This is a genomic window from Kitasatospora sp. NPDC086009 (genome assembly GCF_044540385.1).
Lineage (GTDB): Bacteria > Actinomycetota > Actinomycetes > Streptomycetales > Streptomycetaceae > Kitasatospora.
The window spans coordinates 31,797-54,797 of sequence record NZ_JBITSA010000019.1; the positions used below are offsets into that span (position 1 = coordinate 31,797).

22 protein-coding genes and 2 pseudogenes are annotated in these 23,001 nt (G+C 73.0%); 13 read left to right on the forward strand and 11 right to left on the reverse strand.

Annotation, left to right across the window (positions count from 1 at the left end; all coding sequences use genetic code 11):
* Positions 1–429: 429 nt before the first annotated feature.
* Both ACIF6L_RS32185 and ACIF6L_RS32190 read right to left on the reverse strand, forming a co-directional pair.
* Positions 430–828, reverse strand: a pseudogene (locus ACIF6L_RS32185) (DUF2267 domain-containing protein); the annotation flags it as partial.
* Between the two features lie 481 nt (positions 829–1,309).
* The gene (locus ACIF6L_RS32190; RefSeq protein WP_396491027.1) at positions 1,310–1,747 is read right to left on the reverse strand and encodes an Hsp20/alpha crystallin family protein; all 438 of its coding nucleotides are present in this window, start codon (positions 1,745–1,747) and stop codon (positions 1,310–1,312) included.
* A 1,088-nt stretch (positions 1,748–2,835) separates the two neighbouring features.
* Here ACIF6L_RS32190 and ACIF6L_RS32195 point away from each other — a divergent pair.
* Together ACIF6L_RS32195 and ACIF6L_RS32200 are read left to right on the forward strand one after the other, a co-directional pair.
* The gene (locus tag ACIF6L_RS32195) at positions 2,836–3,117 is read left to right on the forward strand and encodes a MerR family transcriptional regulator (RefSeq protein ID WP_329492399.1); all 282 of its coding nucleotides are present in this window, start codon (positions 2,836–2,838) and stop codon (positions 3,115–3,117) included.
* Between the two features lie 485 nt (positions 3,118–3,602).
* Positions 3,603–3,992 carry an STAS domain-containing protein gene (locus ACIF6L_RS32200; protein ID WP_396491026.1) on the forward strand — a complete coding sequence of 130 codons (390 nt, stop codon included), beginning with the start codon at positions 3,603–3,605 and terminating at the stop codon, positions 3,990–3,992.
* Positions 3,993–4,338: 346 nt separating this feature from the next.
* Here the strand turns inward: ACIF6L_RS32200 and ACIF6L_RS32205 are convergent, their stop codons facing one another.
* Positions 4,339–5,877 (reverse strand): DEAD/DEAH box helicase, encoded by a 1,539-nt coding sequence (locus ACIF6L_RS32205; protein ID WP_396491025.1) that lies wholly within the window; start codon positions 5,875–5,877, stop codon positions 4,339–4,341.
* A 371-nt stretch (positions 5,878–6,248) separates the two neighbouring features.
* Positions 6,249–6,452 carry a cold-shock protein gene (locus ACIF6L_RS32210; protein ID WP_030918248.1) on the reverse strand — a complete coding sequence of 68 codons (204 nt, stop codon included), beginning with the start codon at positions 6,450–6,452 and terminating at the stop codon, positions 6,249–6,251.
* 824 nt (positions 6,453–7,276) lie between these two features.
* Between ACIF6L_RS32210 and ACIF6L_RS32215 the strand changes: the two genes are divergently transcribed.
* Both ACIF6L_RS32215 and ACIF6L_RS32220 read left to right on the forward strand, forming a co-directional pair.
* Complete coding sequence (locus ACIF6L_RS32215; protein WP_396491024.1) at positions 7,277–7,951, forward strand: hypothetical protein; 675 nt, start codon at positions 7,277–7,279, stop codon at positions 7,949–7,951.
* 335 nt (positions 7,952–8,286) lie between these two features.
* Positions 8,287–8,784 carry a hypothetical protein gene (locus ACIF6L_RS32220; RefSeq protein ID WP_396491023.1) on the forward strand — a complete coding sequence of 166 codons (498 nt, stop codon included), beginning with the start codon at positions 8,287–8,289 and terminating at the stop codon, positions 8,782–8,784.
* Positions 8,785–9,087: 303 nt separating this feature from the next.
* Here ACIF6L_RS32220 and ACIF6L_RS32225 read toward each other — a convergent pair whose 3' ends face one another.
* A complete protein-coding gene (locus ACIF6L_RS32225) occupies positions 9,088–9,627 on the reverse strand; it encodes a CinA family protein (RefSeq protein WP_396491022.1) in 540 nt (179 codons plus the stop codon).
* A 20-nt stretch (positions 9,628–9,647) separates the two neighbouring features.
* Positions 9,648–11,114: an aminotransferase class I/II-fold pyridoxal phosphate-dependent enzyme gene (locus tag ACIF6L_RS32230; protein ID WP_396491021.1), complete on the reverse strand. Its 1,467-nt coding sequence runs from the start codon at positions 11,112–11,114 to the stop codon at positions 9,648–9,650.
* A gap of 459 nt (positions 11,115–11,573) precedes the next feature.
* On the opposite strand from ACIF6L_RS32230, the gene ACIF6L_RS32235 reads away from it, so the two are divergent.
* The gene (locus ACIF6L_RS32235; RefSeq protein WP_396491020.1) at positions 11,574–11,906 is read left to right on the forward strand and encodes a hypothetical protein; all 333 of its coding nucleotides are present in this window, start codon (positions 11,574–11,576) and stop codon (positions 11,904–11,906) included.
* Between the two features lie 73 nt (positions 11,907–11,979).
* On the opposite strand, the gene ACIF6L_RS32240 is transcribed toward ACIF6L_RS32235, so the two are convergent.
* Positions 11,980–12,150, reverse strand: coding sequence for a hydrophobic protein (locus ACIF6L_RS32240; RefSeq protein ID WP_329485246.1), 171 nt, complete (start codon positions 12,148–12,150; stop codon positions 11,980–11,982).
* A gap of 209 nt (positions 12,151–12,359) precedes the next feature.
* Here ACIF6L_RS32240 and ACIF6L_RS32245 point away from each other — a divergent pair, with 209 nt between their 5' ends.
* The 3 genes and pseudogenes from ACIF6L_RS32245 (at position 12,360) to ACIF6L_RS32255 (ending at position 13,363) form a co-directional block, all read left to right on the forward strand.
* The gene (locus ACIF6L_RS32245) at positions 12,360–12,599 is read left to right on the forward strand and encodes a hypothetical protein (protein WP_359838900.1); all 240 of its coding nucleotides are present in this window, start codon (positions 12,360–12,362) and stop codon (positions 12,597–12,599) included.
* 58 nt (positions 12,600–12,657) lie between these two features.
* Positions 12,658–12,789 (forward strand): annotated as a pseudogene (locus ACIF6L_RS32250) (glutathione-dependent formaldehyde dehydrogenase); the annotation flags it as partial.
* Between the two features lie 100 nt (positions 12,790–12,889).
* Entirely contained in the window at positions 12,890–13,363 is a 474-nt protein-coding gene (locus ACIF6L_RS32255) for an MSMEG_6728 family protein (RefSeq protein ID WP_396491019.1), read from the forward strand.
* A gap of 174 nt (positions 13,364–13,537) precedes the next feature.
* Here the strand turns inward: ACIF6L_RS32255 and ACIF6L_RS32260 are convergent, their stop codons facing one another.
* Positions 13,538–14,098 carry a TetR/AcrR family transcriptional regulator gene (locus tag ACIF6L_RS32260; RefSeq protein WP_396491018.1) on the reverse strand — a complete coding sequence of 187 codons (561 nt, stop codon included), beginning with the start codon at positions 14,096–14,098 and terminating at the stop codon, positions 13,538–13,540.
* 116 nt (positions 14,099–14,214) lie between these two features.
* Between ACIF6L_RS32260 and ACIF6L_RS32265 the strand changes: the two genes are divergently transcribed.
* Positions 14,215–14,901 (forward strand): SDR family oxidoreductase, encoded by a 687-nt coding sequence (locus ACIF6L_RS32265; RefSeq protein ID WP_396491017.1) that lies wholly within the window; start codon positions 14,215–14,217, stop codon positions 14,899–14,901.
* Between the two features lie 460 nt (positions 14,902–15,361).
* Here the strand turns inward: ACIF6L_RS32265 and ACIF6L_RS32270 are convergent, their stop codons facing one another.
* Together ACIF6L_RS32270 and ACIF6L_RS32275 are read right to left on the reverse strand one after the other, a co-directional pair.
* On the reverse strand, positions 15,362–15,688 hold the full coding sequence (locus ACIF6L_RS32270) for a nuclear transport factor 2 family protein (protein ID WP_396491016.1): 327 nt from the start codon (positions 15,686–15,688) through the stop codon (positions 15,362–15,364).
* 31 nt (positions 15,689–15,719) lie between these two features.
* Positions 15,720–16,904 (reverse strand): M20 family metallopeptidase, encoded by a 1,185-nt coding sequence (locus ACIF6L_RS32275; RefSeq protein WP_396491015.1) that lies wholly within the window; start codon positions 16,902–16,904, stop codon positions 15,720–15,722.
* Between the two features lie 170 nt (positions 16,905–17,074).
* On the opposite strand from ACIF6L_RS32275, the gene ACIF6L_RS32280 reads away from it, so the two are divergent.
* Positions 17,075–18,100, forward strand: a complete 1,026-nt coding sequence (locus ACIF6L_RS32280; protein ID WP_359811765.1) for an Lrp/AsnC family transcriptional regulator — start codon at positions 17,075–17,077, stop codon at positions 18,098–18,100.
* Between the two features lie 294 nt (positions 18,101–18,394).
* Here the strand turns inward: ACIF6L_RS32280 and ACIF6L_RS32285 are convergent, their stop codons facing one another.
* The gene (locus ACIF6L_RS32285) at positions 18,395–18,772 is read right to left on the reverse strand and encodes a hypothetical protein (protein ID WP_396491014.1); all 378 of its coding nucleotides are present in this window, start codon (positions 18,770–18,772) and stop codon (positions 18,395–18,397) included.
* 290 nt (positions 18,773–19,062) lie between these two features.
* Between ACIF6L_RS32285 and ACIF6L_RS32290 the strand changes: the two genes are divergently transcribed.
* From ACIF6L_RS32290 to ACIF6L_RS32300, 3 genes are all read left to right on the forward strand, one after another.
* The gene (locus ACIF6L_RS32290; protein ID WP_396491013.1) at positions 19,063–20,064 is read left to right on the forward strand and encodes a helix-turn-helix domain-containing protein; all 1,002 of its coding nucleotides are present in this window, start codon (positions 19,063–19,065) and stop codon (positions 20,062–20,064) included.
* Between the two features lie 539 nt (positions 20,065–20,603).
* A complete protein-coding gene (locus ACIF6L_RS32295; protein WP_396491012.1) occupies positions 20,604–21,317 on the forward strand; it encodes an NPCBM/NEW2 domain-containing protein in 714 nt (237 codons plus the stop codon).
* 637 nt (positions 21,318–21,954) lie between these two features.
* Positions 21,955–22,809, forward strand: coding sequence for a methyltransferase domain-containing protein (locus tag ACIF6L_RS32300; protein ID WP_396491044.1), 855 nt, complete (start codon positions 21,955–21,957; stop codon positions 22,807–22,809).
* Positions 22,810–23,001: the final 192 nt, after the last annotated feature.

Here is a 23,001-nt window from a genome sequence, read left to right on the forward strand (position 1 = left end):
CACCGCCTCCACCCGCAGGGGGCGGGGGGCACCCCCCCCCTCCCCCCACCCGTCACCCCGGGGCCGGCCTGGGCCGGCCCCCGGCCCGGCGCCCCCGGGCCACGGCCATGGCCGGTGTTGGATGGTCGGCTTCAGCGCGGCGCGGTGATGGTGCGGGGTGTCAGGCCGCGGTGGCCGGTGGCGCGTTGCCGAACGGGAGCGCTGACGACGAGGGCCACCGGTGGCCGGGGGAGGGGGAGCTCGCCGGTCGCCGCGGCGCAGGCCTCGGCGGGGAGGGCGTCGGCGAGGTCGCACCGCTCCTCGCCGACGAGTCGTGCGCCGAGGACGCCCTGGCCGTGGTCAGGGCGCGTTCGGCCCTTGGGCTGTGCTGGTGGCGGCCGAGGATGCGGTCGCGGTCGGGGCGGGTGTGCCGGGTCGTGGCCGGGGTGGCCCTGCTGCGGGGTCGGGGCGGCCGAAGAGGAGGTCGTAACCCGGGGGGAGTTGGAGCAGGAGGCGGTGGGTGAGGTCGTCGCCCGCGGCGTCGGCGACGACGCTGAGGACGGCGCTGACGTCCCAGGCGGCGGTCGCCTCGCTCGCGCCGGGGATCCAGGCGGCGGTGGCCCGTACGAACCGTTCCGCGTCCAGGGGCTGGGCGGCCTGCAGGGGGTTGAGGAGGACCAGGGCGAAGGTCTCCGGGAGCCGGGCCGCCAGCTCGGCCCGGTCGCGGCCGGCGACGTGGGCACCGAGCAGGGCCAGGACCACGCGGGCGGCCTGATCGGCCTCGCGGGGTGTGGGGTACTCGCCGCGTTCTCGGACCTGGGCCAGGAACGCCTCGGGTCGAAGAGTCATCGTGGTTGCCTCTCCGGATGGGTGGGTGGGCGGTTGGGCCTGGGCGCGGGTTGCTGCCGTTCGCGGGCCCGGCGGCGGTGAGGTCGGGGTCCGCCGGTCAGGCGCCGTCCCAGGCCGGTGGGCCGCAGGATCCGGGTGACCGAGTACTGCGGCCGGGTAGTGGCCGGTGGTGTCGGCACGGTTGCGGGCGGCGATGTGGGCGGCGAGCCCCGAGCAGTTCCCGAACGTCACTCGGGACACGTCGGCGACGACCCGGGGCCGGCCCTGCACGACGGCGAGGAGCCTGCGTCGAAGGGGTGCGGCGCTCGCGAGGTTCGACGTCACCGCGGGCCGTCACCACGAGGGGTGCCCGCAGCGCCGGCGGCGGCGTTGCTTCCTCGGCACGGGTCGAGCCTTCCCCACTGACGCCCGGGCGGGCGCCGGAGGGGTGCCGCCCTGCGCGGCCCGGGGGTGAAGGGCGCAGGGCGGCAGGCTCAGGAGGTCAGGCGCGGATCTGCCTGGGGGCCGGACCCTGGGTGGTGACGGAGATCTTGCGGGGCTTGGCCTTCTCCGCGACCGGGATGCGCAGGGTCAGCACGCCCGCGTCGTAGTCGGCGCTGATGCCCTCCGGGTCGAGGGTGTCGGAGAGCATCACCTGGCGGGAGAACACGCCCAGCGGCCGCTCCGAGAGCTCCATGCGCGCGCCCTCGACCTCCGGGCGCGGGCGCCGCTCCGCCTTGACGGTCAGCATGTTCCGCTCCACGTCGATGTCGATCGCCGCCGGGTCCACCCCGGGAAGGTCGAACGCGATCACGTACTCGTCGTCGGCCCGGTAGGCGTCCAGCGGCATCGGGGCGGGCCTGCTCCAGGTTCCGCTCTGGGTGACGAGCTGCTGGGTGAGACGGTCCAGCTCGCGGAAGGGGTCGGTGCGCATCAACATCGCGAAACACCTCCAGTGGTCCAGGCAACCAAGTGCCAATGCGCTTCACCTGACACCGTTGTAGCATGTCATCCATCCGATGACAACGGCTGATGTCTCCGACAGAGTGACGCCTGGAGAGAGCGGCCGCGCCCGGTGCGGGCCGCCACCGGCCCCGGCCGGTATGGGCTCCGGGCGCGGGCCGCCGAGCCCGGCCCCCGCGCAGGGAGAAGGAAGACTGCCTCCTCGGTACGCACCGGAAAATCTATGCCCGCTGAAGTAGACATTGCCTGGCGCCGTGGTTACTGTTTCTCTCGTAGACGCGGTCAAGCGGTACCCGCCAGACACGAACTGGCGGGCAGCAGTACGCAAGTTCGCAGGTCGGCGCGGTTGCAGGGTTCTGAAGCCAGGGATGTGCAGTAAGGCAACAGGACCGGTGGCCGCTCCGGGCGGCCCGCAGGTATCAGGGGCCGCCACTCAGCGTTACCGCAGTTCAGCACGTGCATGGCCAAGTAAGTGCATGACCCGAAGGTGAAGTTGAGTTGGGCAGTACCAGCAGTCGCAGGACGCGGTATCCCAGTAAAGGCGCCAGGACTGCGGGCGCGCGTGCTGGGAGGTCCGGGCAGTGGGGTTCCAAGCCGAGCAGGTGAGCACGACGGGCGACGGGGCTGGCTGCCGGACCGGGCGGACCATCAGGACCGCCGCAGCAGTAGTCGGCAGTACAGCAGTAACCGCAGTTCGCAGGGACAGAACCCGGGTAGTGCAGAGGATGAACGGAGGGACGTAGCGCCATCAGGATCGCCCGGCCCGTGAGGCAATGAACCGGGCGGAATCCGAGGACCCCGAGGCAAGGACGGTGGTTTCCGGTCACGCATACGCGATCCTCGCACGCCCCCTCACCCGGGGCGAGGCGGACTCAAGGAACCCGGCCATAGGGCCGGAAGATGGTGTAAAACCCTTCGGGGCCCCGGGAGCCGCAACGGCCCCGGGGCCCCTCAGCGCGTCCCCGGACACAACAAGAATGAGGTGCAGTGACCACGGCAACCATCCGACCGCATACCGCCGACACTCCCGACCGTCTCGACGACGACGACTACCCCGCCTACACCATGGGCCGCGCCGCCGAGATGACCGGCACCACACCCGGCTTCCTACGCTCCCTCGGCGACCAGGGCCTCATCACCCCCCTGCGCTCCGAAGGCGGCCACCGACGCTACTCCCGCTACCAGCTGCGCATCGCGATGCGCGCGCGTGACCTCGTCGACCAGGGCACCGCCATCGACGCGGCCTGCCGCATCGTCATCCTCGAAGACCAGCTCGAAGAAGCCCTGCGCATCAACGACGAGCTCCGCCGCTCCCAGCAGGGCCAGGCCCCCGACGCCGATACCTGACCGTGTGCCCCGCCCGGCCGACGAGACCGGCCCGCGGTGGGCGACAAGCGCTCACCGCAGGCCGCCCGGCCGCCCGTCTGAGGGCAACGCCGCCGGCCGCCGATCCTGGATCGCGGAGCGTCCTCTCCTGCGCGGGTCGGCCGCAGACCCCGGCTCACCAGCGCGAGCTGTCCGTGACCACCGGGTACGACGGCCTCGTCGTCACTCCCGAGCCCACGCCCCGACACGCTCATCCACCACCGTCGCGCCAGGGTCAGGACGCCTGCCCGGCGGCGATGGCCGGCCGACTTCCGCCGACCGGACCGCGCCTGTCTCCCGGCCGGCTCTGCCCGGGACCCGCCAGTAGGCGGTTCGCCCACGCGGGTGGTCCGCCGGCCCCCCGGCCGCTACGGTGTGGTGTGCCCCCGCACGCGGGCCGGCAGGTCAGTTTCCCGCTCCGCGGGCGCACCCCGGGCCGCCGAGATCGGGGCCGCAAGGAGTGAACGGTGACCGTCTCCGAGGAGAGTCGACCTCCTGCCCTCGAGGTCTCCCTGAGGCCGGGCGCGGGCGACGTGGTGCTCGACGCGGCGGGCGACCTCGACCAGACCACCGGTCCACTGCTGAGCGCCGCCGTGGAGAGCGTCCTGGACACGCCGGCCGTTCCCGGGAAGCTGGTGGTCGACATGTCCCGGGTCGCGTTCTGCGACTCCGGCGGCCTCAATGCCCTCATCCGCGCCCACCTGCGCGCCCGCGAAGCGGGGTCGGAGCTTCACCTGCTGCGTCCGACCGCACCCGTCGCGGCTCTGCTGCGCCGTACCGGCGTGGACCAGGTCCTGCTCGTGGGCCCGGACCCTGCGGCGGCCTTCACCCAGGAGGGCGTGCCCGGGTTCGCGTGAGGTCGCACCGCCGCGGAGCAGCGCCCCGCGGGGAGAAGGTCGCCGGTGGCCGGGGTGCCACGGGCGGCCCGGGGCCGCGGAGCCCCGGTGGGACTTCGTCGCGCACTCGTGGGCGTCCCAGGCCGCGGCCTGGGACGCCGGGAGCAGGCGACCTCTGCCGTACATCGGCGCCCGAGGCCGGTCCTGACCGGCGCAGCGGCCGTCCTCGCCGTCTTTCGCCCGGCGGGTCCGCCGGGGCGGGGCGCTGCCGGCGGCTCGCGCGTGCGGGGCGTCGCGGGAAGCCGGTGTCGCCGAGGCGGCGAACCGCGGGGGCCCGGTGCGCTGTGAGCACCGGGCCCGGCGGGTGCTATGCGGCGAGGGCCACGCGCCCGGGCGCGCGGCGGCGGCCGGAGGTGCCCCGGTTGTCGCGGCCCGCGGCAGACCGGGTGTCGCCGGAGCCGCCTGCGGGGCGGCCGCGGCGGCCACGGCTGGTGGACGCGCTGCGGCGGGGGCGTTCGGCGACGGGGTCGGCGATCACGGTGGGGATGCCGGTGGGCACGCGGGCGCCGGTGATGCGGGACAGTTCCTCGTCGCCGGCGGCGACCCGGGTGGTGACGGGGGTGATGGCGGCCGTGGTCATCATCCGGGCCATCTCGCGGCGCTGGTTGGGAAGCACCAGCGTCACGACGGTGCCGGACTCGCCGGCCCGGGCGGTGCGCCCGCCCCGGTGGAGGTAGTCCTTGTGGTCGTTCGGCGGGTCCAGGTTGACGACCAGGTCCAGGCCGTCGACGTGGATGCCCCGGGCGGCGACGTTGGTCGCGATGAGGGCGGTGACCTGGCCGGTGCGGAACTGCTCCAGGGTGCGGGTGCGCTGGGGCTGGGACTTGCCGCCGTGCAGGGCGGCGGCCTTCACGCCGTTGGCGAGCAGCTCGTCGACCAGGCGGTCGGCGCCGTGCTTGGTGTCGATGAACATGATCACCCCGCCGTCACGCGAGGCGATGTGGGCGATCGTGGCGTTCTTGTCGAAGCTCTGGACGTGCAGCACGTGGTGCTCCATGGTGCTGACCGCTCCGGCAGAGGGGTCCACCGAGTGGGTGACCGGGTCCTTGAGGAAGCGGCGTACCAGGCGGTCGACGTTGCGGTCCAGGGTGGCGGAGAAGAGCATCGTCTGGCAGCCCTCGGCTACCTGCTCAAGGAGCTCGGTGACCTGCGGCAGGAAGCCCATGTCGGCCATCTGGTCGGCCTCGTCGAGCACGGTGATGCCGACCCCGTCGAGCTGGCAGTCACCGCGCTGGATCAGGTCCTTGAGCCGCCCGGGGGTGGCTACCACGACCTCGGCGCCGCGGTTCAGTGTCTGGGCCTGGCGGCCGATCGACATTCCGCCGACCACGGTCGCCATCCGCAGGCGCACCGCGTGGGCGTAGGGGGTGAGGGCATCGGTGACCTGCTGGGCGAGTTCGCGGGTGGGGACCAGGACCAGGGCCAGCGGGCGGCGCGGCTCGGCCTTGCGCCCGGCGGTGCGGGCCAGGACGGCGAGGCCGAAGGCGATGGTCTTGCCGGAGCCGGTGCGGCCTCGTCCGAGGACGTCGCGGCCGGCCAGCGAGTTCGGGAGCGTCGCGGCCTGGATCGGGAACGGCGCGGTGACGCCCTGGCGGGTGAGTACCGACAGCAGGGCCTTCGGCATGTCCAGCTCGTCGAACGCTTCGACGGCCGGCAGCGCCGGGGTGGTGCTGACCGGCATCGCGAACTCGCCCTGCGGGGACGAGCCCTGACGGGAGCCCCGGCCGCCGGAGGAGTACCGGCCGCCGGCGGGCCGGTCGCCGTAGAAGGAGCTGCCGCCGGAGCGGGAGCCCGTGGAGGAGCGGGAGTTGGCGTTCTGGTACGACGAGCGACTGGAGCGGTTCATCTGGGAGACCTTCCTCAGGGCGGCACGTCACGAGGAAGGCTCCGTGGCGCGGAGGCGCCGGCGGAGACCGCAAGGGAACGGGCCGAAAGAGTGACGGGCGGAGCGTGGACGGTAGAACCGTGCGGCACGTCACCTACGGTCGGCGCTCACCGCGAAGGGGCGGGAGCGAAGAACCTCGAACCGTGAGCTGTCACGGCAGGGCGCCGATCCGGACGCGGCGCTGGGCGTCTCGCGTGGGGATGGCCGCCGGTGGCGGAGCCAGGGGCCTGAACGGCCGGGGGTGCGCGTGTGGCGCAATGCCGAGGGGCCCGCACCGGGCATCAAATACGCGGTGCGGGCCCCTCGCTACCAGGCGGGTGCCGTGGCAGAAACTACAGCGGACGAATGTTCTCGGCCTGCGGGCCCTTCTGGCCCTGCGTGACGTCGAACTCGACCTTCTGGCCCTCGAGCAGCTCGCGGAAGCCGTTGGCGTTGATGTTCGAGTAGTGGGCGAAGACGTCGGGGCCGCCACCCTCCTGCTCGATGAAGCCGAAGCCCTTTTCCGCGTTGAACCACTTCACAGTGCCATTAGCCATAAAGAAATCTCCTTCAAGGGGCTGTCCGAAGCACGCACCGTGCGTGCTTCGAGTCGCCGCGATGAGCACCCACCCGGGGAAGAGCCGGGAAACAAAAAGGCGCCTGCGATACATCAGCAGGCGCACACAAAGTTCATGGGAACCACTACTGCAACTAAGAGCCACTCTAGCAGGCCACGGCCTCCCGTGGTGGATTTCTTCACCTCCGGTTGTGCGACAGCCCTCCTCGGGGCCCGCCGGACCCGAGCTGACCGGATCACCAACGCCCCTCTAGGGAAGGCCAGTTGACAAAGCATCCGCACCCCCGTCGGCACCGGTGTCTCCCCGGGAGAATGTGTCCCTCCACCGGGGGCACCTTGGCTCCTCCGGCAGCGCCGTAAACGTGACGTACCACGCCCACCTTGCAATCCAAGGCGCCGGGCGGCGTACACGGCATTCCGTCCCACGACATCGAATGCGCCGGAAGAGCCTCGTGCCCGCACTTTCCGGCGCGCACCGCTGAACGCGGACCCCTCCGGTGCGCTCGCCACCGGAGGGGCGGCTGGTCGACGCCGCACGGCGTCCACGGCTTCGACTGCGACGAGCCGACGGAGGAATCCCTGCGGGGCCGTTGAGCGGGCGAGGGCGTGACCGGGCATCGGGGGGGCTGAGGTGGCCGGGGCCTCTCCCGGCGCGTTGCACCGTGCCGATCGGCAGGGTGCAACACCCCGGGAGGGCGGCCCCGTTCATGCCGATCGGCACATGTGCGGGAGGGGGTGGGGAGGCGAGGGTTAGGGGCATCAGGACGGCGGCCGACGGGGCCGCCTGGAGGAGGGAAGCCCACCATGTTCCGTATTCGTAGCCGTGCCCGCGTCAGCGCCCGTGTCGTCCGGGGTGCCGCTGCTGCCGGGCTGGCCCTCGCCGGGCTCGCGGGGATCGCTCCGGCGTCGGCCACCGGTACCGCCGGCCCCGCTGCGGGCCCGTCCGTGCCGCAGGACGGGCGGCCCGGTCGTCCTGCGAGCGTCAGTGGTACGGCCCGTATCTGGTACGCGATCACTCCGGACGACGAGATCCGGTTCACCCTCGATGCCTGGGCGGAGCCGTACACCCGCCCCCTGCCGGGTACCCAGGCGTCCGAGGGGCTGCCCACCGACGCCCGGGGCACCATCCGCTACTCCCACCGGAAGGCCGCCACCGGGGAGGTCTACAGCGCCGAGGCGGAGGTGGACTGCCTGAGCACCGGCGGCCCGGTCGCCACGCTGACGGCCGTCGTCACCAGGTCGGACGTGGGCAACACCGGCGAGCGGATAGGTCTGAGCGTCTACCAGGGCACCGGGCACGGCGACGGTCGGCTCGGGTTCTCCTGGGGCGTGGCGAACATGGACACGGGGGCCGACGGGAAGCCGTACCAGCCGGTGGTCGGCACCTGTATGGCGCCGGCGCCGTTCGCCCCGGTCCTGCGGGGTGGCTTCACCGTCCACCACACCGAGTTGGAGGCACCGAGGACGGCCGGACGGTAGCCGGGCGGCCCGCCCCGGAGATGGTCAGGCGGACCAGACGAGGAGCCCGTGCCGGTGACGGGGGGCGGCGGTGATCGGGGCACGGGATCCAGGCCGAGCGTCCCGAACAGGGCGTAGCGGGCGCCGCGTGTCCCGTGGCCGAGTGCGTCGGCGGGAGACGCGCCAGGGCCACCGTGACCTCGCGGGCGGTAGGGGTGCCGAGCGGCGCCTCGGGTGGGCAAGGAGGCCTGCTCGGGCGAGACGGTGCCGCGGCCCCTTCGACGTCCGGGGCGCGGCTCACCTGGACGGGTGCGCTGGGCTGGCCACGGCGTGTGACTCGGCAGCAGCCTGCGGTTATGGAGTACGCAACGGCACAGCGAACCGATTCCCCCGGCCGCCCAGACGGCGGGGAGCCCGGAAATGGGCGGCGGCGAGCGGCCCTACGGGTCGACGAAGGCCTCCTGGTCCTGGCGGCGGCCGTCCTCGACCACGGGGTGCCGCTCTTCGATCGGCGGTCCGGCGATGCGGCCGCGGAGGTGGCGCGTCGTCTGCGGTCCGCAGTCGGCCGGCCGTCGCAGACGCCGGACCGCCAGCACCTGGCCGTGGCTGTCGAGAACGCGCTGCGCGACCGGTCCGGCAGGGCGCGGTGTGTCGTGGAGGCGGCGACGGTGGAGGATGCGGTCGCGTATCTGCGGCGTGTGGAATCAGCGCTGGCGGGCGAGGCGCTCGGTCGGGCCTGCCGACGTCTGTGGGAGGCCCTGTACCTGTGCATTCCCTTGACGACGATCCTCTCCCGGCCCGCGTGGCCGCCCGCCGCGGGCTTCTCGCTGGCTGACGCGCCTCCGCTCGGGTGAGACACGCCCGCCGGTCCGAGCACGGTCCGGGCACGGCGGGACGCGCTCCACGGGCCGAGGGTGAGCGGCCGGTCCGTCCCCCCCGGCCAAGGGGAAGACAGCCCTCGCCGACGCGGAGATGGAGGACCGCTCCCCAGAGGAGAAGCTCGTCAAGCAGCTGGAGAGGGCGCACAACGGCCATCCGCGGATGAGCACGCTCCTTCAGTAGCTCATGGACGAGGCCGCCGCCCACGTCCAGGACGAGGAGACCAGACTCTTCCCCGACTGCGCCAGGCCTGTGCTCTCGAACTGTGTCCGTGCTGATCAGTCGGGTCGCAGCAGGTCGTGGAGGAGCTGCAGGGCGGCGAGGACTGCGTCGTTCTGGATGTCGTTGCGGTGCCCGGAGCGCGGCTCGGGCTGGGTGGCGATCGTGGCGTGCGGGGCGGCGACGGCCACGAAGACCGTGCCCACCGGTTGGCCGTCCTGCGGGGCGGGGCCGGCGACGCCGGTGGTGGCCAGGCCGTAGGTGGCCTGGGTGAGGGCGCGCACGCCCTGGGCCATCTGGGCGGCCACCTCGGGGTGGACGGCTCCGACCTCGCCGACCAGGGCGGCATCGACGTGCAGCAGCCCGGTCTTGAGGTCGGTGGCGTAGGCGACGACTCCGCCGAGGAACGTCGCGCCGGAGCCGGGCGCGTCCGACAGCGCCACCGCGAGGCGGCCGCCGGTGAGGGATTCGGCCGCCGCGACGCTGTGGCCGGCGGCGGCCAGCGCGGAGGTGATCTGCCGGACCAGGACGCCGGCCGGGTCGAGCCCGCGGGAGCCGTCCTGGCCGGCGTGTTCAGTGCGGCCTGTGTCGGGGGGCATGGGGATCTCTCAGGCAAGGATCAGGTCTCGACCACGACGCGCAGGGAGGCGAGTTCGGGGTCGGCGCTGTCGGGGACGAGCATCCCCGCGTCGACGCCGCTGCGCAGGTAGTCGATCACGTCATCGTTGAGGCGTTCGCCCGGGAGGGCGGCGGGGATGCCCGGCGGGTAGGGGGTGAGCATCTCGGCGGTGATTCGGCCGGACGCCTTCTCGACGGGCACCTGTTCGGTGGGGCCGAAGAACGCGTCGCGAGGCAGCATCACCTGTTCCAGGCGCAGGTCCCCGGGGGCGGGAATGTGGATACGGGGTGCGGGCCGCAGATCCGGGGCGCTCTCGGCCAGTTCGGTCAGTGCGCGAATGAGGGTGTCGGCGGTCGTGGTGTCGTCGGCGTGGGTGAGTTGGGCGCTGACGCGGCGGTGGTCGCAGACGTGCAGGGTGATCTGGTGGTGGGAGCGCAGCCAGTCGGCGGCGCGGTAGCCGGTGGTGCCGAGTGCGGAGATGTCGACGATGACCTGGAGCGGGTCGAGGTCGGCGGCGAGGCCTGGTGCGCAGAAGTCGTCGCGGCCGTGGACGTGCAGACCCTCCAGGGCTTCGATCCGGGCGCGGGTCATGTCGGCGAGGTCGAGGGTGCGGTCGTAGAGGGCGCGGCCGTGCTGGACCATCTGGCGGCGCCAGCCGTCGAGAGCGGCGTAGATCAGGGTGGAGGGACTGGTGGTGCCGAGCAGGTCCTCGCGTTGCTTGAGGACGGCCGGGTCGATCAGGTCGCCCTGCAGGTGGAAGACGGAACTCTGCTCCAGGGCTGATCCCATCTTGTGGACGGAGGTGACGCACACGTCCGCCCCCGCGTCCATCGCCCAGCGCGGCAGCCGGGGGTGGAAGGGCAGGTGCGCGCCCCATGCCTCGTCGACGATCAGCGGTTTGCCGCGGTCATGGCACACCCTGGCGATCGCCTCCAGGTCGGCACATGTCCCGTAGGGGGTGGGCGAGGTCACCAGGGCGCCGCGGGCGTCAGGGTGTTCGTCGAATACCGCCTTGAAGGACTCGGCGGTCGGGGGGTGCGCGAGGTGCAGGTCCGCGTCCCACTGGGGATCGACCCACAGCGGCCGGATCCCGGCGACGATGAGTCCGGCGACGACGGACTTGTGCACGTCCCGGCCCACCAGCAGCGTCTCGTGGGGACCGGCGACGGCGAGCATCGCGGCCTTCACCGACAGGGAGCTGCCGCAGGTGGAGAAGAACGTGTGGTCGGCGCCGACGGCCTCCGCCATCAGTTCCTGGGCGTGCTGGAGGATGCCTCGCGTATCGAGGCGGTCGTCCAGGCCGCCCGTGGCCAGGACGTCCGCGCGGAAGACGCCCGTGCCAAGGGTCTCCAGTACGCGGGGGTCGGCGCCGCGGCCCTGCTTGTGGCCGGGCGGGGTGAAGGCGGTCAGCGGGTTGGCGTGGAATGCCGCGAGTGCTTCGAGTACCGGTGCCTGGGACTGGTCCATGCCGCGCGTCTTCCCACCGGTCGGGGCAGGAAACGGGGCGGTGCCGGCTCGGAGCCGGCACCGCCCCGAGGCTGCTTTGAGCTGCCGGGGCTGACGCGGCCGCGCCCGACGTGCCGACCTGGGTGCCGGGCCGCGAAGGGATCGGGGTTCAGCCGGCGGGCCGGTGGGCCTGGCGTGGCAGGGGGATGCGCGGGCCGGGTGGCCGACGGTGTTGGCGCCCGGCACGGTGACCGCGGTCGGCCGGTACGAGGTGGTGGGGGAGTGGGTGGGGCCGGCGCGTCTGCCGCGCTGGGTGGCGCCGGAGCCGGCGCAGGTCCATGGGACGGACGCGGGCCGGGCGGCGTCCGCACCCGGGTGCCGGGGGCGCGCACGCCCTCCGCTCCCCCCACCGGGCTACGGGGCTGGTCCGGATGCCACCGTCGGGGTGCGACGGACCGTCCCTGCGGCCAGGTTGAGGAGATGGACATCGTCACCGTGCTGGAGCCGGACACCCCGACCAACGTTCGGCTTCTGGAAGCGGACTTCGCCCCGGCCGATCCGCAGGGCCCGGTGCGCCGCGCACACGCCGCCCCGGCGGAGGCCTCGGGCGTCTGCGGCCCCCTCACCCTGTGCGGCCTGGACACCGGCGAGATGACCCTCGCCCCGCACCGACCCACCGACCCCGACCAGCCCTGGCGCCAGGCGCGCTGGAACACCTGCTACACGTGCCGGACGGCCAGGCAGTACACCGGGCCGGCCGCTCAGGACCGCCGGGACGACAGCTCCCGTCCGGCGGGAACGACGGCCGGCTGACGGGGCCGCACGCACGGCGGCGGGGCGCTCGCTTCACGCGTGCGCCCCGCCGAGCCTGATCTGCGGATGTGACCTACCAGCGGTACCAGCGGTGGCGCCGGCCCGAGGAGTGCGTGCCACGGGCCACAAAACCCACCAGCCACAGCACGAGTACGGCAATCGCCACCCACCAGAGAATCTTGAGTGCGAACCCGGCGCCGAAGAGCAGCAGGGCCAGCAGCAGGACGAGAAGAAGGGGAACCATCGGAACCTCCGCAGTCGGTGTCGAGCAACCGGTTGCCCCGGGGTCGCACGCATATTCGCCCGAATCTTTCCGGCAGCCCGGGGTAGAGGGGCCCGTTCGGCGCAGGTGCCCCGACCGCTTCGGTGCCTCCCGGGCCCGGCGGGCTGCCGCGGTGCCCGTTTGGCGCAGGACCGCCCGGGCAGGCGCGCGGTACCCGAAGAGGAGGAGCCATGGACGACATCCCCCAGGGCGGCTCCGGCGGAGTGCCCGGTCACCACCACGACGACCCCGGTCACCCCGGGACTCCCGACAGCCCCGCGACCCCGGACGGTCCGTCGGACGGCCGCGGCCGGGAGGCGAAGACCGTCCGCGCCGGACAGCCGGTCGCCGAACAGCGGACCGACCGGAAGGCCGATCGGCAGGAGAGCGGCGATCGGGAGCAGCCCACGAGCGACCGACCCGACGAGTGAATGCACCCCTGGCAAGGGGCACAGGGAAGGCTGTCAGCCGGCGCACGGCCAGCGGGACATGAGGACCGAAGAGGTACCCGATCGCGTGAGCAAGGACCCGATCGACGTTGTCGTCAGGGTCACCACCAGCGGACTGTGCGGATCCGACCTGCACCTGTATGAGGTGCTCAGGCTGTTTCCGGCGACGGGCCGCCCGGCGCTTCGGCGAGCCCGAACCGGGCCACTGACCCGGCCGGTCGGCCCGGCCGCCCTGCCGCGCGCGCCCCGGAGGGGCCCGGCACGATGGAGGGGTGCAGACCTTTCTGCCCTACCCTGACTTCGCTGAGTCCGCCGCAGTGCTGGACCCGAGGCGGCTCGGCAAGCAGCGGGTGGAGGCCCTTCAGGTGCTTCGTGGGCTGACCGTCCCCGGGTACGGCTGGCGCCACCATCCGGCCGTAGGGATGTGGGCCGGCTACGAGGAGGCGCTCGTCCGGTACGGGCTGGAGATGTGCCGGGCCTGGACCGCCGAGGGGCGCCGGGACACCTGCGCGGACAGCCTCCGGGACGGCCTGCCGGAGCACGCCGGGGCGCCCGCCGTGCGCTCCCAGGCGGAGCTGGCGGGTGCGGGAGAACTCCCTCCGTGGCTGGGCGCCGCGGAGTTCCACGCCAGCCACCGGTCCGCGCTGCTCCGCAAGGACCCGGCCTTCTACCGGGCCCGTTTTCCGGACGAACCGGACGACCTGTCCTACGTGTGGCCCGCATCCGACCGTGCGCGCCGGGTGTGAGGCGGGGCCACCGCCCTCCGCGCGGCGGCCGGCCGGGCGTTTCGCGCCGAGACATGGCCGCGTCGGCGTCGCGTCACGAGCTGGTGCCGTCCGTTCGGGGTGGTTCTCGGTCGCGTCGCCTGGGCCGCGAGTGCTGGGTTTCGAGCACCGCGCCGACCAGCCTGGCTGTGCGGATCAGCTGGTGGCCGTCAGGGCTGCGCGCGCGGTGGTGAGGATCTGCTCGGAGAGCGGGGAGCCCTTGGTGGCGCGGGCCAGGACGAGTGCGCCGACCATCGTGCAGAGCTGGGCGATGCCGTCCTGGTCCTCGGTGGCGAGCCACGCGGCGAAGTCGCTCACTCCTTCGGTGTAGGCGCGGTGGGCGTCGCGGGCGCCGGGTTCGCGCGCCATGTCGGCGGCCAGGGCGGCGGTGGGGCAGCCCTCTGCCACGTCGTCGCGGTGCTCCGTGGAGAGGTAGATGTCGACGAGGGCTCGCCGGGCGGCCTCACGCTGCCCAGCGTGCTGCTCGAGTCCGGCATCGCGGCGCTGGGTGAGCGCCTCGAACGCGTGGGTGGTGGCTTCGTCGATGAGGGCCTCCTTGGAGGCGAACTGCTTGTAGAAGGCGCCGTGGGTCAATCCGGCCGCCTTCATGAGGTCGGCGACGCTGACGTGCGTGCCCTGCTCGCGGAAGAGGCGTGAGGCGGTCTCCACGACCCGCTTGCGGTTCTCCTGCGCCTGCGCCTGCGATACGCGGCCCATCGGGCACCTCCATTTGGATGTCGACTGGCATCTATCCTAGTCGCAGGTTAGATTGGATGCGTAATCTAATTGGGGGCGGCCCGAACGGTCGGGCCGCCGCGACGCTGGGAGCGCACATGGAACTGAAGGACGCGGTCGCCGTGGTCACCGGAGCCAATCGGGGGCTGGGCCGCCATCTGGCCGCGCAGCTCGTGGAGCGCGGAGCGAAGGTGTACGCGGCGGCCCGCCGCCCCGAGACGGTGGACCTGCCGGGTGTCATCCCGCTGCGGCTGGACGTGACGGACGAGGAGTCGATCCGGGCCGCTGCCCGCGTCGCGTCCGACACGACGCTGCTGGTGAACAATGCGGGCATCTCCACCGCCACGCCGCTGATCGCGGGCGGCCTGGACGCGGTGCGTCTGGAGATGGAGACGAACTACTTCGGCCCGCTCGCGGTGACACGGGCTTTCGCCCCGGTCATCGAGGCCAACGGCGGCGGCGCCGTGCTCAACGTCCTGTCCGTCCTGTCGTGGCTGCATCCGGCGGCCCTGGGGTCCTACGCGGCGGCGAAGGCCGCGGCATGGGCACTGACCGGCGCGGCCCGGGAGGAACTGGCCCCGCACGGCATCACCGTCTCCGCGCTGCACGTCGGATACATGGACACCGACATGGCCGCAGGGATTCCCGCCGACCAGAAGGCCGACCCCGCCGATGTCGCCGCCCAGGCCCTGCACGGCATCGAGACGGGCCTGCCTGAGATCCTCGCCGACGAGAGCACCCGGTACGTCAAGCAGGGCCTGGCCGCCTCGCCGAACGCGGCGTGAAGCGCACCCGCCGCACCCTCCCTTCCTCCCCGGTGACCTGCTGACACGCCTGCCGCCACCGCGCTTCGAGAAGCGGATCGTGCCGGCTGCCTCCTTCATCGCGGCCCAGTCGCCGGGCCGTCGGGCAGGTCTGCCGCGCCTCCACGCTGCGGGCGCCTTCCACGGCCGGAGCCCGGGGTACCCCCTGTCCAGGGTTCCGGCCGCTGTCGGGCGGAGCCGTCCGCCGGCAGGACGCCGGGTGCCTCGACGAAGCCGTCCGGGCCTGGCTGCCAGCTGGTGAAGGGAGCCGGCCCGCCCCGGCTCCGCCGTGACCGCCGACCGTGGGCCGCCGTCACCGAACAGGTAGCGGCCGTCCTTTCGGCGGCGATGCCGGGCTCCTGGTCCGTTCGGCCAACCCGGCTGCTCTGCGGGGCTCAGGGGAAGTCAAGCGACGTCGCACATCACCGCACGCCCAGGCGGCTCAGCCGAGGAACTCGACGCGGTCGATGAGGCCTTCGCGGACCCGGTAGGCCACCAGGACGCGGACCGGTTCGTCGGACAGGCCGTGGGCGACTTCGTGGTCGACCACCCAGTCGCCCTCGGTGAGCCGTCCCACGATCTCCGCCCGGCAGCGGCCCGCGGCGAACTGCCGGGTGTAGGTGTCGCGCAGGGCCTGACGGCCCTCCAGCCGGCTGCCGTCCCGCCGCAGAACGAGGACGTCCTCGGCGTAGGTGGCGACGAAGGCGTCGATGTCGTGGTTGTTGTAGGCGGCGAGCTGCTGCTCGACCACGTCGCGCGGTTCGGTCATGTGCTTGATCGTTTCTTTCTTGGGCAGGGGTTCAGGCCGCGAGACGGCGGGTGGCGAGTTCGGCGTAGAGCGCCGCTCCGTCGGGGAGCACCGCGTCGTCGAACTCTGCGTAGGGAGAGTGGTTGAGCGGCAGGGTGTCGGGATCGCTCCCCTTCGGGGCGGCGCCGAGCCACGCGAACGATCCCGGAACGGCGTCGAGTACCCGGGAGAAGTCTTCCGACCCGGTCATCGGGTTGGCCATCGTCCGGAAGCGTTCCTCGCCGAAGGCCTCCCGGACGGTGTCCACGAGGAAATCGGTCTCGGCCCCGTCGTTCACCGTCACCGGGTACCCGGCAAGGTACTCGATCTCGGCCCGCAGGCCGTGGGCGGCCGCGACGGCCCGCACCAGCTCCACCACGGTGTCGGTGACCTTGGCCCGCGTCTCGGCGGAGAAGGTGCGCACGGTCGCCTCGAAGTAGGCGGTCTCGGGGATGATGTTGCGCTGGGTACCGGCCCGGAGGAGTCCGACGGTGATCACCACCGGATCGAACACGTCGAAGCGGCGGGTCACCATGGTCTGCAGGGCGGTGACCGTCTCGCAGGCCGCCGGGACGGGGTCCTTGGCACGGTGGGGTACCGAGCCGTGCCCGCCCGCACCGTGGAGGGTGACGTTCAGCGCATCGGAGGCGGCAAGGATCGGCCCGCGCCGGGAGCTGAACTCCCCGTGCGGCATGGTCGACGCCACGTGCAGGGCGTATGCGGCGACCGGGCGCGTGCCCGCCGCGTCCAGAACGCCCTCGGCCAGCATGGCTCCGGCGCCGTCCCAGCCTTCCTCGCCGGGCTGGAACATGAAGACCACGTCGCCGTGGAGCCGCTCCCGCCGTGCGGCGAGCAGGTGTGCGGCGCCCGTGAGCATGGCGGTGTGCAGATCGTGTCCGCAGGCGTGCATGGCACCGTTGTCGGACGCGAACGGCAGCGGGGCCTTCTCGATGACCGGCAGTCCGTCCATGTCGGCGCGCAGCAGCACCGCCGGCCCCGGTAGCCCGCCGCGCAGCACCGCGGTGACCGAACTCAGCGCGGAGCCCTGACGTACTTCCAGCGGCAGTCCCTCGAGAGCCCGCAGCACCCGCTCCTGGGTGCGCGGGAGATCAAGGCCCAGCTCGGGGAACCGGTGGAGGTCGTGGCGGAGCCGGACCAGGTCGGGAGCCAGAGCCAGGGCGTCGTCGTGTATGGACACAGGTACCTCCATCGGGCCCGCGGGGGCGGGAACTTGTGCGGAGCGATCTTGTTCCGCGATTCTGGAGCCCGCAGCGGGGGATTCCCGCGATTTCGCAGGATCACGCCACGAAGAGGCCATTCGATGAACGAACCAACCGGCAGCCGACGGTGACCGGCTCCGATGTGACAGTGGACGAGTTGGATCTCGCCCTGGTGAACGCGATGCAGCTGCGGCCCCGGGCACCCTGGTCGCTGCTCGGCCAGACTCTCGGGATCAGCCCGGTCACCGCCGCGCGCCGCTGGCGACGGCTCTCGGAGGCCGGGATCGCCTGGGTGACCGCCTACGGCCTGCCCCACCCCGAGGACCCTGGCTGCGTCGCGTACCTCGACGTCGACTGCGCTCCCGACCGGATTCGGCAGATCGCCGACGAGCTGGCCGAGGACCCGCACGTGATGAGCGTCGAACACCTCTCCCAGGGCTGCGACCTCGTCATCGCCGCGGCCTTCACCGACCTGGCGACGGTCTCCCGGTACACCGCCGAACGGTTGGGCAGGCTCCCGGGGATCACCGCCGTCCGCACCCACCTGGCGACCGGCTTCTACGCCGAGGGGATCCGCTGGCGACTGGACTCACTGGACCCCGCCCAGCGCCTGGAACTCCACGACGACCACCCGACGGGCTACGGGACGTCCTCCCCAGTACGGGCCGAAATCCGCCACGAAGACCGGGAGTTGCTCATCAGGCTGGGCACCGACGGCCGCCTCGGCCAAGCCGAGCTGGCCGCCGCCACCGGGCTCAGCCCGTCCACGCTGCGCCGCCGCCTCGACCGGCTGGCCGCCTCCGACGCGATCCGCTTCCGCTGCGAGATCGCCGCCGGAGACGCCGGCCGACCGGTCCTGGCGACCTTCCGGGCCGACATCCCTCCGGACCGGCTCGACGAGGTCGGCCCCCAACTCGCCAGGCTCCCCGAGATCCGGCTGTGCGTAGCCGTCACCGGCCGGCACAACCTCATCCTCTCCGTCTGGCAGCGCTCCCTCGCCGACGTCCAGCGACTGGAGGCCGCACTCGCCCGCAGGTTCCCCGACCTGCGAGTGGCCGAGCGCCGCGTGTCACTGCGCACCGTGAAGAGGATGGGACGGATCCTGGGCTCCGACGGCCGCGCGGTCCGCGCCGTCCCGATGGACATCTGGCGAGACCCGATCCCGGTCTCCTAGCGGTGGTCCGCCCGGAGGTGCCGACCACCGCGAGACGGTCGCGGAGGCCTCGCCGCCACCGGCCGGCCGACCCGCCTGCGGGTCCCGCGGTACGCAGTCGGGTGGGAAGCCAACAGAAGTGTCCGCCCGGCATACCCGCCGGACGGAAGGATTCCACCGCGGCCAAGCAGGGGCCCGGCCGGCGCGGGCGGCCGACCGGCAGCCGATCCACGCCCGGGAGGGCGCCCGCGGGCGCGTGACCGGCCCCGCACCCCCGGCGCCCCCGCCCGGGCCGGCCACTGCGTTCGGCCTGGGTCAGCAGCGAACGGTGGAGCCGCCGTTGCTCAGGTTGGCGTCGTAGATCCAGCCGCTGCCGGCCGGGCCCCGGACGTAGGTCCAGGTGTTTCCGTAGTCGTTGACGGAGTAGCAGTCGTAGTCCACCCGGACGCCCTGGGAGTACGAGCCGACCAGGGTGCACGCTCCGTACGGGCCGGTCCGCACCGGAGCACTGCTCGCCGAGATCGTGCCCGAACCCGGGTCCAGGTTGCTGTGCGGCCAGTTCGCGTTGCCGCAGGTGACGGCAGCGAGGTCGGACGACGACGGCGCCGCGGCCGCCGACACGGCCGGGAACGGGAGCGAGACCACGGCCGTCAGCCCGACGGCGAGTGCGGTCTTTCGGAGACGGGATGTCATGAAGCGAACTCCTCGTGAGCGGGTCGCCGAGCCGACCGGCCCGGCGAGCCCTCACCCTTGCCGCCGCGGTCACGGCCGGGCAAGGTTCCCGAGGTGTCCGGGACTGTCCTGGACTGTCCTGGACGGTCCAGGGCGGTCCGGGGAACGGTCGGACACGCCGGACTCGGTCTGACCAGCCGAACCTCCCGGACCGCGGGACAACGGCGCCGGCCGCGCCGCCGCCCTCGTCCTGGCCAACAACGTCTTGAATCAACGTGGTTGGCCGCGAACTGCTCCGCCAGGATCGGGGCATGAGTTCCCAACCCTTGCCCCCGAATCCCTCCCTGGCGCGGGATACGGCCGAGTTCGTCGCGTATCTTCGACAGCTTCGGCAACGGTCCGGGCTGACCTACAGGGCGCTGGAACGCCGCGCTGCCGAGGTCGGGGCCGTGCTCCCGCGCAGCACGATCGCCGAGGCGCTCCGCCACGACCTGCTGCCGCGACCGGAACTGCTCGACGCCTTCGTCCGGGCGTGCGGACTCGGCGAGGACCCGGCCGTGTGGCTCGCGGCACGCGAGCGGCTGGCCCACGAGGCCACCCACCCGGGGCCCGGCGTCCCCGCCGAGGCCGGCCCACCCGCCCCGCAGACGCAGCCCGGCGCCCCGCGGACCGCACCGCCCGCGCCCTCCCGCCGACGGCTGCGCAGCGCTACTCCGATCGTGGTGGTCCTGGCGCTGGCGGCCGCCGTGGCGGGCGGGGCGGCCTTCCTCCACGACCGTGCGCACCGCCCCGCCGCACCCGCTCCCTCCTCCGGCGCCCAGGAACGGGCACTGGTCGCGGCGGGCGCGTATCTGATCCGGCCGGTGGGCTCCGGACTCTGCCTGGGGGAGTCGACCACGCACGAAAGCGGTGGGGAGGTAGGGCAGTTCGCGTGCCCGGGCAACGTGCCCACCTACGTCTTCGAGCCGGCCGGCGGCGGCCAGTACACGATCCGCTCCCTCCATCCGGTGATGGGTCACGGCTGCCTGGGAGTGGAGGCCGCACTCCTCGCCGACGGCGCCCGTCTGATGAACGACTACTGCGGCCGGCGGGGGACCGCGGAACGGTTCCGGCTGCGCGCGTCGCCGGGAGGCGCCGGTAGCTACCTCATCCAGCTGGTCCACAGCAACGCCTGCGTGACCATCCCGGGCGATATCGGCACCCCGGGCGTCCTCGCACGCCAGCTCCCCTGCGCAGACCCTCCCGCCGGGCAGAGCTTCACCCTGGAGCCCGTGCCGGCCCCGACCGCCATCCCGGACATCAGAACCAACTGATCACTCGCGTCGGCCGGTGCAGCCGGCCTGGTCCGCCGCCTTCGGTGATCGCGGCCGGCCCCGTACCCACCGCGAATGGGGCGAGGCACTCGACGCCCTCCGCAGCGCCCGCGCCGTGGCGCCGGTGACCGCCGAGCGGATGTCCGATGCCGCCCGGCCGGCTCTGCGGACCTCCGGGTGGACCGGCCCGCGCGTGGGCGAGTCCGGCCCGCTGGTCGGTCCACACCGCTTCTGGCGACCAGGGCAGCGGAGAGCGCGGCGAGCTGATCGCCGACCCCGCGATGGCGCGGCCGGCCTTCGGGCCGAGCCCGCCGGGCCGGGGCCGGGAGAAGGCGGCGGTGGCGCCGCTGGTTCTCACCCCCGGATCAGCTCCGCCCTGGCCTCGCGTGTTACGCGGCACTCCGCACAGCGAGGCCACCTGCTTCCCGCAGGCCCTCTGTTGTGCGGGCTCGGGATCGGCGAATATCGTTCCTGATATTCCGTCAGTCGGCGCAGGGGAGCGAACGCCCGTGCGGTGACGCCGTTTGAAGGAGCCGGCAGTGACTGCTGAACCGTCGCCGGGCGGAGTCCCGCCGGTGCCCCCGGGCCCGCCGCCGGGTGCCGGAGGCGGACCTGCGCCCGCGTCCGGCCGCCGCCTCGGCGAGATCGCGGCGCTCGTCTCGGCCGGCACCGCCCTCGCCGGCCTCCTCCTCGGCTTCCTCGGACTTCCCGCAGTGGTGAACTCACCCACCGCCAGCACCGTCACCGAGACCGTACGCGCCACGGTGACGGTGACCGTGACCGCGACCCCGGCGGGCCCCTCCACGCCCATCACCGCTCCGGCACCGAGCGGCAGCGGCCAGCCGCCGCCCACCACACCCGGGCGGGTCTCCCTCGTGGACGACCTGCTGCCCGTCGACAATGAACAAGGCAACTACGACCGCGGACCGCAGAACATCAACGGCACGCTCTACCCCACCGTGCTCTCCAGCACCTGCGCCACCGCCACCTGGCAACTGGACCGCCAGTACACCACCCTGACCACGTCATACGGCCTGGCCGACAGCTCGTCCTCCGGCAAGACCGTGAGGATGTACATCGAGCTGGACGGCGCCCGGAAACTGGATCGAGACGTGCCGGTCGGCTCGACGACGCCCGTGACTCTGAACGTCCAGGGCGTCTTCCGCGTCACCCTTGGCTCCAACTACTGCTACACCTTCGGTTCGAACAACGTGGGCGCGTGGATCGACCCCGTCGTCACCAAGGCCCCCTGAGTCCGCCTTTGGTCTTTGGCCGGTCTGGGGGTTCGTGCCTGCGGCGTTCGGGCCTGTCTCGGTACGCGTCTGTCCGGCGAAGCCGTCCCCGGACCGCCGGGCGGCCGGCCCGGTGTGCCTTGGCCCGACGGCCCGGACGGCTGCTGGCTGGTACGGGCCCTGGCAGGCCGGCCCCGGGGTGTCGCCCGACGGCGGGAGTTCCGGTGTCAGGTCGTCCGGGGGATTCGCCGGGGGCTTCGTAGTTGCCGCTGGGGGTGGTGTTGACTTTGCCGTCGTCGCCCTTGCCGCCCGGTCCGGCGGGGTCGCCGCTACCGCCATGCACGTACCCCTTGCCGGTGTCGAAGCCGCCCTCGCCACCGTTCGGCAAACTCGCGATCACCGTGAACGGCTACGGCGGTGGCGGGCAGTGGAGTCTGCTGTGGACGGAGTCAGCCGCCTCGTTGTCGGCGAGCCTGCGGTGCGGGGTCACGGCACGGCGGTCCTTGGCGCACGGTGGACCATCGGACGGAACCGAGCGCGTGTTTCCCCCCTGCTCGGACTGCGGCATCACGGGATGTCCAGGAAATCGGAGGCGGCGCTGCCCACGAGTCCCATAGCATCGGCCCGCACCGACCCGTCGAGTATCACCAAGGACTTTGTGAATCACTCCGATCTCCGCGCCAAGGCCCCCTCGCTCGCGGCCGGCATGGCCGCTGCCGATCACAGCCCGGACATCCAGCTGTCCCAGACTCGCCACCGCGCCGCGCTCGTGGCGAGCTGGCAGATCGCGCCCGGCTCGACGGTCCTCGAACTGGGCTGCGGCCAGGGCGACATGACCGTGGTCCTCGCGGAGGCGGTGGGGCCCGAGGGGCGCGTGACAGCCCTCGACGTGGCCGACCCCTCCTACGGGGCGCCGGTCACGCTCGGAGAATCGGCGGCCCGGATCGCGGCGGGCCCTCTCGGGCCGCGCATCGACTTCCGCTTCGGCACGGACGTCCTCGACCCGTCGGTCGACTTCCCCGGAAGTACCTTCGACTTCGTGGTGTTCGCGCACTGCTCCTGGTACTTCGCATCGCTCGGACAGTTGCGGGACACACTGGCCCGGGTACGGCCGTGGGCGCGGCGACTGTGTTTCGCCGAGTGGGACTTGACGCCTGCGTCCGGCGACCAGCTGGCGCACCTCCTCGCCGTGCTGATCCAGGGGCAGACCGAGGCCGCGGGGTCGCATGGCCAGGGCAACGTTCGCACGCCGTTCTCCCGTGAGGCGCTGCTGAGGCTCCTGCACGAGGCCGGCTGGACGGCCGACGGCAGCGGCCCGGTCGATACCGGAGAGCTTCAGGACGGCGACTGGGAGATAGCCGCCTGCCTCGACCTGGCCGCAGCGGAGGAGCGTCTGGCCGCGCTGCCCGAGCCGGTGCGCCAGCTCGTCCTGAGTCAGGCCGACGTTCTCCGGGCCATCGCCAAGCCGCGCGGGAACCGCGCGCTCGCCGCGTACTCAGTCACCGCACGCTGACCTACGACCCCGGCAACCGGCCGGTCAGCGGTCAGCGGTCAGCGGTCAGCGGTCGGTGAGATCGGGGATGCGGAGGATGTCTGCCGAGCCCTCGGAGGGGCCGAGTTGTCCTGGGCCTTCGTCGTGATGGCCGCCGGCTCGCCCGCCACGGTCCGCCAGGACGTCGCGGCCCACGTCAACGAAGTCGCGCGG

Bases quoted from the DNA above. Each gene is read 5' to 3' on its own strand.
- ACIF6L_RS32230 (WP_396491021.1), bottom strand. From the start codon at position 11,114: ATGGACCAGTCCCAGGCACCGGTACTCGAAGCACTCGCGGCATTCCAC.
- ACIF6L_RS32290 (WP_396491013.1), top strand. From the start codon at position 19,063: ATGAGTTCCCAACCCTTGCCCCCGAATCCCTCCCTGGCGCGGGATACG.
- ACIF6L_RS32195 (WP_329492399.1), top strand. From the start codon at position 2,836: ATGGGCCGCGCCGCCGAGATGACCGGCACCACACCCGGCTTCCTACGC.
- ACIF6L_RS32285 (WP_396491014.1), bottom strand. From the start codon at position 18,772: ATGACATCCCGTCTCCGAAAGACCGCACTCGCCGTCGGGCTGACGGCC.
- ACIF6L_RS32270 (WP_396491016.1), bottom strand. From the start codon at position 15,688: ATGACCGAACCGCGCGACGTGGTCGAGCAGCAGCTCGCCGCCTACAAC.
- ACIF6L_RS32225 (WP_396491022.1), bottom strand. From the start codon at position 9,627: ATGCCCCCCGACACAGGCCGCACTGAACACGCCGGCCAGGACGGCTCC.
- ACIF6L_RS32265 (WP_396491017.1), top strand. From the start codon at position 14,215: ATGGAACTGAAGGACGCGGTCGCCGTGGTCACCGGAGCCAATCGGGGG.
- ACIF6L_RS32260 (WP_396491018.1), bottom strand. From the start codon at position 14,098: ATGGGCCGCGTATCGCAGGCGCAGGCGCAGGAGAACCGCAAGCGGGTC.
- ACIF6L_RS32215 (WP_396491024.1), top strand. From the start codon at position 7,277: ATGTTCCGTATTCGTAGCCGTGCCCGCGTCAGCGCCCGTGTCGTCCGG.
- ACIF6L_RS32205 (WP_396491025.1), bottom strand. From the start codon at position 5,877: ATGAACCGCTCCAGTCGCTCGTCGTACCAGAACGCCAACTCCCGCTCC.
- ACIF6L_RS32240 (WP_329485246.1), bottom strand. From the start codon at position 12,150: ATGGTTCCCCTTCTTCTCGTCCTGCTGCTGGCCCTGCTGCTCTTCGGC.
- ACIF6L_RS32220 (WP_396491023.1), top strand. From the start codon at position 8,287: ATGGAGTACGCAACGGCACAGCGAACCGATTCCCCCGGCCGCCCAGAC.
- ACIF6L_RS32245 (WP_359838900.1), top strand. From the start codon at position 12,360: ATGGACGACATCCCCCAGGGCGGCTCCGGCGGAGTGCCCGGTCACCAC.
- ACIF6L_RS32210 (WP_030918248.1), bottom strand. From the start codon at position 6,452: ATGGCTAATGGCACTGTGAAGTGGTTCAACGCGGAAAAGGGCTTCGGC.
- ACIF6L_RS32190 (WP_396491027.1), bottom strand. From the start codon at position 1,747: ATGTTGATGCGCACCGACCCCTTCCGCGAGCTGGACCGTCTCACCCAG.
- ACIF6L_RS32235 (WP_396491020.1), top strand. From the start codon at position 11,574: ATGGACATCGTCACCGTGCTGGAGCCGGACACCCCGACCAACGTTCGG.